Annotated in this window: 6 protein-coding genes; 1 reads left to right on the top strand and 5 read right to left on the bottom strand. The window is 35.5% G+C overall.

The genetic code is table 11. The features are described 5' to 3' along the window. Together AB4Y90_RS14230 and AB4Y90_RS14225 are read right to left on the bottom strand one after the other, a co-directional pair. The coding region (locus AB4Y90_RS14230; protein ID WP_441558204.1) for a patatin-like phospholipase family protein at window positions 1-614 on the bottom strand (614 nt) is incomplete at its 3' end. Window positions 615-700: 86 nt separating this feature from the next. Further along, complete coding sequence (locus AB4Y90_RS14225; protein ID WP_441558203.1) at window positions 701-1,201, bottom strand: M15 family metallopeptidase; 501 nt, start codon at window positions 1,199-1,201, stop codon at window positions 701-703. A gap of 265 nt (window positions 1,202-1,466) precedes the next feature. Here AB4Y90_RS14225 and AB4Y90_RS14220 point away from each other — a divergent pair, with 265 nt between their 5' ends. Beyond that, complete coding sequence (locus AB4Y90_RS14220; RefSeq protein WP_441558202.1) at window positions 1,467-2,741, top strand: Y-family DNA polymerase; 1,275 nt, start codon at window positions 1,467-1,469, stop codon at window positions 2,739-2,741. A 76-nt stretch (window positions 2,742-2,817) separates the two neighbouring features. Here AB4Y90_RS14220 and AB4Y90_RS14215 read toward each other — a convergent pair whose 3' ends face one another. The 3 genes from AB4Y90_RS14215 to AB4Y90_RS14205 form a co-directional block, all read right to left on the bottom strand. Then, window positions 2,818-3,432 (bottom strand): YdeI/OmpD-associated family protein, encoded by a 615-nt coding sequence (locus AB4Y90_RS14215; protein WP_441558201.1) that lies wholly within the window; start codon window positions 3,430-3,432, stop codon window positions 2,818-2,820. 183 nt (window positions 3,433-3,615) lie between these two features. Continuing rightward, window positions 3,616-4,749, bottom strand: a complete 1,134-nt coding sequence (locus tag AB4Y90_RS14210) for a serine hydrolase domain-containing protein (protein WP_441558200.1) — start codon at window positions 4,747-4,749, stop codon at window positions 3,616-3,618. Window positions 4,750-4,829: 80 nt separating this feature from the next. Beyond that, on the bottom strand, window positions 4,830-6,371 hold the full coding sequence (locus AB4Y90_RS14205) for a glycine--tRNA ligase (RefSeq protein WP_441558199.1): 1,542 nt from the start codon (window positions 6,369-6,371) through the stop codon (window positions 4,830-4,832). Window positions 6,372-6,564: the final 193 nt, after the last annotated feature.

The raw sequence follows: 6,564 nt of genomic DNA, 5'->3' as shown, positions 1-6,564 counted from the left end.
TATGCACAGAGTGCCGGATTATTAGCAAACATTCCGCCGTCAATTAAGCTGAAAATCTGTCCGTACATTGATCTGATCTGAACCGGACTAAAATAAGTGGGTGCTGCCGAAGTGGCTCTGCAAACGTCTTTCACATAAAAATTATCTGTGCTCAAACTGGCTTTCCAGGAATTGAATAATTTTGCTCTCCGGTTTTCTATATCATAGCTTGTAATTAAACAAGGTTTTATAAGTTCTTTTAATTCTAAATTTCCAAAAAATTCGCTGAGGTTTTTTTCAAGAGCTTCCTGAGAAATTTTTTCATTCAGCAATCCAAAAGGGTTGATCAGTTTTTCCCAAAAAGAAACCTGAAAGATGTCGCCTCCTTTTTCAGAGTACAATTCCAGACCTTTCTGAATAGAATATTTTGCTTTTCTGTGCTCATCGGGACACAAAATAATCGAAGCGATCAATGCTCCCGTGCTGCTTCCTGCAACCAGATCAAAATAATCTCCAAGCTTTGCGCTCGGCTTATCGTTTATCTGCAGCTGCTCTTCTATGTAGCGTAAAATAATACAGGTAATGATGCCTCTTATTCCGCCTCCATCTAAAGAAAGTAGGGTTGTTTTTTTCATTTTTCTACTGTTATTTTGGTAGAATAAAGATAGGAGCGGGAGGCGACAGAAGTTGACGTGTTATAATTATTTTCAAAAAATAAATATTAAAAAATAACATAATTTTCTTCATCTCTTTTCAGCTTTGCAAGCGCTCTCCAGCTCGTTTTTACCAAGCCTCTTTTACCCGGAAAATTTTTCTTTTCAAAGTGGGGAAGGTCTTTGAAAGTTTTCCAGTTTCCGCCCCATTCCCAACCGTATTTTGCGAAAATTTTTACGCATTCGTACCAATCGGCAACCTGATCGTTGTCCCAGTCTTTTGCGGTATCCCAACTCACTGTTTTTTTGTCGATAATCAGACAAATATCAACAGCTAATCCGTAGTTATGAATGCTTTGCCCGGCTTTGGCGTTGGTTACTTTTTTCCCGTTCGTGATTCTTCCGATGGCGTACAGTTTTTCCTGTTCTTCAAAGCTTCGAAGTCCCTGGGTGATTCTTATCTTGGCTTTTCCGGTTAATGCCTCATCACATTCTTTAATGATTTGCTTTACTTCCTCCCTCACAAAAGGATGTAATTTTTCAATTCTTTGTAAGGTTACTTTATCCATAATTTTAAAATTTCTTTTGAAGCAAATGTAGACCGGCAATACGCCAAAACTTGACGTGTTGAGAATAAAAAGTAACATTTTAAATTAAAAAATAAAATTACTGCAAACACTGATTAATACATTGATGCGACAAAACATGACGTGTTTTTAATTATTTAACCAATTGATTTTTAAATAATTAAATAGGGTGTTAAAGTTTTTGTCAAACATGAAATTCTGTTTTAAAAGTCATAGATTTGTACTTTCAAACAGCTGTTTTCATATCATGTACGCTTTAGTAGATTGCAATAATTTTTTTGTTTCCTGCGAAAGAACTTTAGATCCTTCGCTTGAAAACAAACCCGTTGTGGTACTCTCCAACAACGACGGATGTGTTGTGTCCCGAAGTAAGGAAGCAAAAGATCTGGGTATTCCGATGGCGGCTCCTGCATTCAAGTATAAAGAACTTTTTAAGCAGCATGATGTAAAGAGCTTTTCTGCAAAATTTGAATTATATAATTTTAAAAGCCAGCAAGTGATTGAGCTTGCAAGATCGTATGTTGCAGAGCATGAGGTTTATAGCATTGATGAGCTGTTTCTAAATCTAACAGGTTTTAAATACATCAATATTTATGATTATTGTATTGAAATTTGTAAAAAAATTAAATTCGAAATTGATATTCCTGTAAGTATAGGAATTGCTCCTACAAAAACATTATGTAAAGTTGCGAATAGAATTGTTAAAGAATTTCCGGAAGAATTTAAAGATGGAGTTTATATTTTAGATACTCCTGAAAAAATTGAAAAAGCTTTAAAATGGCTCAACATCGGTGATGTTTGGGGAATCGGTCGAAAGCTTGGTGCAAAAATGAATGACAACGGCGTTTATAAAGCGTGGGATTTGCTCCAAAAACCGGAAATGTGGGTTCGCAAAATAATGGGAATTCATGGGGTGAGAATGATTAATGAGCTGAAAGGAATCCGTCAGTTGGAATTAGATGCGCCGTCTCCAAAAAAATCGATTGCAGTAACGAGAAGTTTTATGGAAATGCTCACCAAAAAAGAAGATGTACGAGAGCGTGTAGAAACCTTCGGAATGTACTGTTCTGAAAGACTGAGAAAGCAAAATACCTGCTGCAGAATGGTAACGGTTTTTGTACAGACCAACCGTTTCAGAAAAGATTTGCCTGAATACAGAAATGCTAAAACTCAAATCCTTCCAAACCCCACCAATTCATCTATTCTTATTGGAAGGGTGGTGAATGATCTGTTTGAATCTATTTTTGAAGAAGGTTTTCATTATAAAAAAGCGGGTGTAATTGTCAATGACTTTGTTCCGGAAGATCAACGGCTTATTAATTTGTTTGAAGAAGACACTCAAAATCAGCATTTGCCGGTAATGAAAGCGATGGATGCGATGAATAAAAAATACGGGAAAGATAAAGTGCGCCTCGGAAGTATGAGCGGACAAAACACCTTCGGACGTGCGCAAATGTCACCCGAATACGAAGCTTTTCTGAAAAATAATACGCTTCCCGAAGCCAATTTCAGATTCCACTAAAAATTTAGTTTAAACTTTAAAAAAATGTTTTCAAAGCTGTAAACATCCAGCTTCCATCACCAATCATCCATTCAAATTATTTCTTCTTCTCATACTTCCAGTTTCTGCCTTTTCCTTCAGAAATCCATTCAATGGCTTGTTCTATTCTTTTATTGCGGGTAGTTTCCGTTTTGGCATCAATAATCCAGTTGATGTATTCTTTTCTAAAAGATGGGGATGCCTTTTGAAAAATTTCTAAAGCTTTTTTATTCTGGTCTAATACATTTTGAAAATAATCGGGAACTGCGGTTTCTGTTTTTGTTGGGGCTGCTCTTTTTAAGGTAGCTCCCATATCTGTAAGTTCCATTGCCTCAAGAATAATTTTTTTAAGCTGAGGTTTTGAGGGAAGCTCTTCTAATCTGGTAATCTTTCCCAGACTGAACATGTTGGTTTTTTCAACGTCGGTTTCAAGAGTTTTCAGGGTTTTCATTTCTTCATGAAGCCAGAAACCCATGCTGCAATATTGTTTAAATGAAGCCATCGAACAAAGGATTTTTCCTTTATACATAAAAGTGGGAAACTTCCATTTGATCGCTTCTTCCATGTCGGGATAACATTCATGAACGATCTCCCGAAACCGATTCAAAACAGGTTTTGAAAAATCCGGAGATTTCTCAATATATTCATCTACTAAAGAGTTGTATTTTTTCATAATTTTTTATTTAAATGAATTTAAACATTAAGATTTTTTAGTTTGTAAGTGTTTTTAAGATTCATATAAATATGAATTCAGAAATTTCTTTAGAAATCCCTTAAACCTTTTTTATCTTAATAATTTAATTAAACTTAATGGTTAAAAATGTTTTAAACCTAAACTTCAGTCTCAACCTTAATATTAAGCAAACAATTTCACCGTTTCATTCACCAGAAACTTTACCTGATCCGGTCTTCCTCTGTCTGTTTTTGGAAGATTATTGTAGCTTCCTGTTCTTACAATCACCATTTTATGTTCAGGAATCATAATAATATATTGACCCTGCAAACCTAAGAAATAATAATGCTTTATTGGGTTGTCGTGGTTAATCCAGAATCCCATTCCGTAGATTTCATCAGATTTTTCAGTGGGTGTTCTCATCTGTTCGATAAAATCTAAATTTAAAATCTGCTCGTTTCCTACTTTTCCGTCATCTAAAAATAGCTGTCCGAGTTTTGCAAAATCCCTCGAATTGGAGTGAATGCAGCAATATGTTTTTTCCATTCCGCTTTCGTCTACGCTCCAGTCTGCATTTTGTTCCATGCCTAAAGGAATCCAGAATTTTTCAGATAAATAGCTTGATAATGATTGACCGACTGCTTTTTTTACCGCAAAGCCTAAAAGCTGGGTAGAGCCGCTTTGATATTCAAATCTTTCTCCCGGTTTTTCTTTGAACGGTCTCGGAAATGTAGCTTTTATAAGACTTTTTCCGTAATATGCTCTTGCGTTTGGAAGAAAAGGATTCTTATAATTTTCAGCCCAGTTTAAGCCTGATTCCATTTGTGCAAGATGCTTTAATGTTAAATCTTTTCCGAAAGGCTTATTTTTAAATTCATCATAAAATTCAGAAAAATGAACATCAATATTCTTTATTTTTCCTTCTTCTAAAGCTTTCCCGAAAAGCATCACGGTCACAGCTTTTGCCATAGAAAATGAGTTGGTTTTTGAAAGTTCTGTATAGCCTTTCCAGTATTGTTCGTGCAATAATTTTCCGTTTTTTATAACTAAAAATGACGCTGTGTTTGATTGGGTTAAATCATCAACGATGTTTTTAGGTAAATCTTTTTTATTGTAATCAGAATGTTCATCCCAAAGAACAGGTTTGGTGGTGTGAATGATGTTGCTTGCAAAAAATTTCCCGTCATCAATATGGGCGCTCGATTTCCCACGGAGATAAGTTTTAGAGATACCATTAAAAATATAAGCATATCCCGAAAAATAGAAAAGAATTGCTACAACAGCCAAAAAAATGATGAGATAAATAAGAATTACCATATGCGTTTGATCTTAAACAAATTTAAAATAATTTTAAAACCAAGCATTAAAAAAGCCCTGATTTTTTCAGGGCTTTTTCATTATATTTTAGAAAGCAAATTTCTGAAGTTTGTTTTCTCGTCGATAATTCTTCTCAATTCAGAAACCGGAACTCTTTCCTGCTGCATCGTGTCTCTGTCTCTTATCGTTACCGTATGATCCGTCAAAGAATCGTGATCGATGGTGATACAGTAAGGAGTACCGATCGCATCCTGTCTTCTGTAACGTTTCCCGATCGCATCTTTTTCTTCGTAGAATAAGTTGAAATCGTATTTCAAATCATCAAATATTTTTTCAGCATATTCAGCTAAACCATCTTTTTTCATTAATGGAAGAATGGCTGCTTTAATTGGTGCTAAAGCCGGAGGTAAAGATAAAACTGTTCTTTCTGAGCCGTCTTCCAACACTTCATCTCTTAAACAATGAGAGAAAATTGATAAGAATAATCGGTCTAAACCTACTGAGGTTTCCACTACATAAGGAACATAATTTTCGTTTCTTTCAGGATCAAAAAACTGAAGCTTTCTTCCTGAGAATTCTTCATGAGCTTTCAAATCGAAATCTGTTCTTGAGTGAATACCTTCCAATTCTTTAAATCCAAATGGGAAATTAAATTCAATATCAGCTGCAGCATTTGCATAATGCGCTAGTTTCTCATGATCGTGGAATCTGTAATTGTCATCACCTAAACCAAGAGCTAAATGCCAGTTCAGACGTTTTTGCTTCCATTGTTCGTAGAATTCAAGTTCTGTTCCCGGAGCAACGAAGAACTGCATTTCCATCTGTTCGAATTCACGCATTCTGAAAATAAACTGTCTTGCAACAATTTCATTTCTGAATGCTTTTCCGATTTGTGCAATACCAAACGGAAGTCTGTGACGTGAAGTTTTCTGAACATTCAAAAAGTTAACGAAAATACCCTGAGCCGTTTCCGGTCTTAAATAAAGATCCATCGCAGAATCTGCGGATGCACCCAATTTGGTTCCGAACATCAGGTTGAACTGTCTTACTTCCGTCCAGTTTTTAGAACCGGTATCCGGATCAGCAATTTCCAGCTCTTCAATTAAAGCTTTTACATCAGCAAGATCTTCATTTTCAAGAGATTTTGCCAGCCTTGAAAGAATAGCTTCTCTTTTTGCTCTGTATTCTAAAACTTTAGGATTTGTTGTTTCAAACTGAGCTTTATCGAAAGATTCACCAAATCTTTTGGCTGCTTTTTCAATTTCTTTTTTCTCTTTTTCTTCAATTTTTAAACAATAATCTTCCACCAAAACGTCTGCTCTGAAACGTTTTTTAGAATCTTTATTATCAATCAAAGGATCATTAAATGCGTCAACGTGGCCCGAAGCTTTCCAGGTTGTAGGGTGCATCAGAATCGCTGAATCAATACCTACAATATTTTCGTTAAGCTGTACCATCGCTTTCCACCAATATTGTTTGATATTATTTTTCAGTTCTGCACCATTCTGTCCATAATCATAAACAGCGGATAAACCGTCATAGATCTCACTCGAAGGGAAAATAAAACCATATTCTTTAGCGTGAGAAATCACTTTCTTGAAAACATCTTCTTGTTTTGCCATAATTTTTACGTCTGAATTGCAAAAATAGTGAAAATGTGGGAAGTTAGAAGCTGGGTGATGGAAGTTTTTAATTTTGAAATTATCAGGAGCCGGGAACCTGCTTGTAGTTTATCCTGAGCTTGTCGAAGGGCTGTATCTTTTTTTCATCGCTTTTCAAGCCAACGCAAAAAAGGATGTCGCTGCAACCAGGACT

Origin of the sequence: Chryseobacterium sp. 2TAF14 (genome assembly GCF_052115105.1) — a bacterium.
Classification (GTDB): domain Bacteria; phylum Bacteroidota; class Bacteroidia; order Flavobacteriales; family Weeksellaceae; genus Chryseobacterium.
The sequence above is the reverse complement of the archived record's forward strand: the minus strand, read 5'-3'. Positions and strand labels throughout refer to the sequence as shown.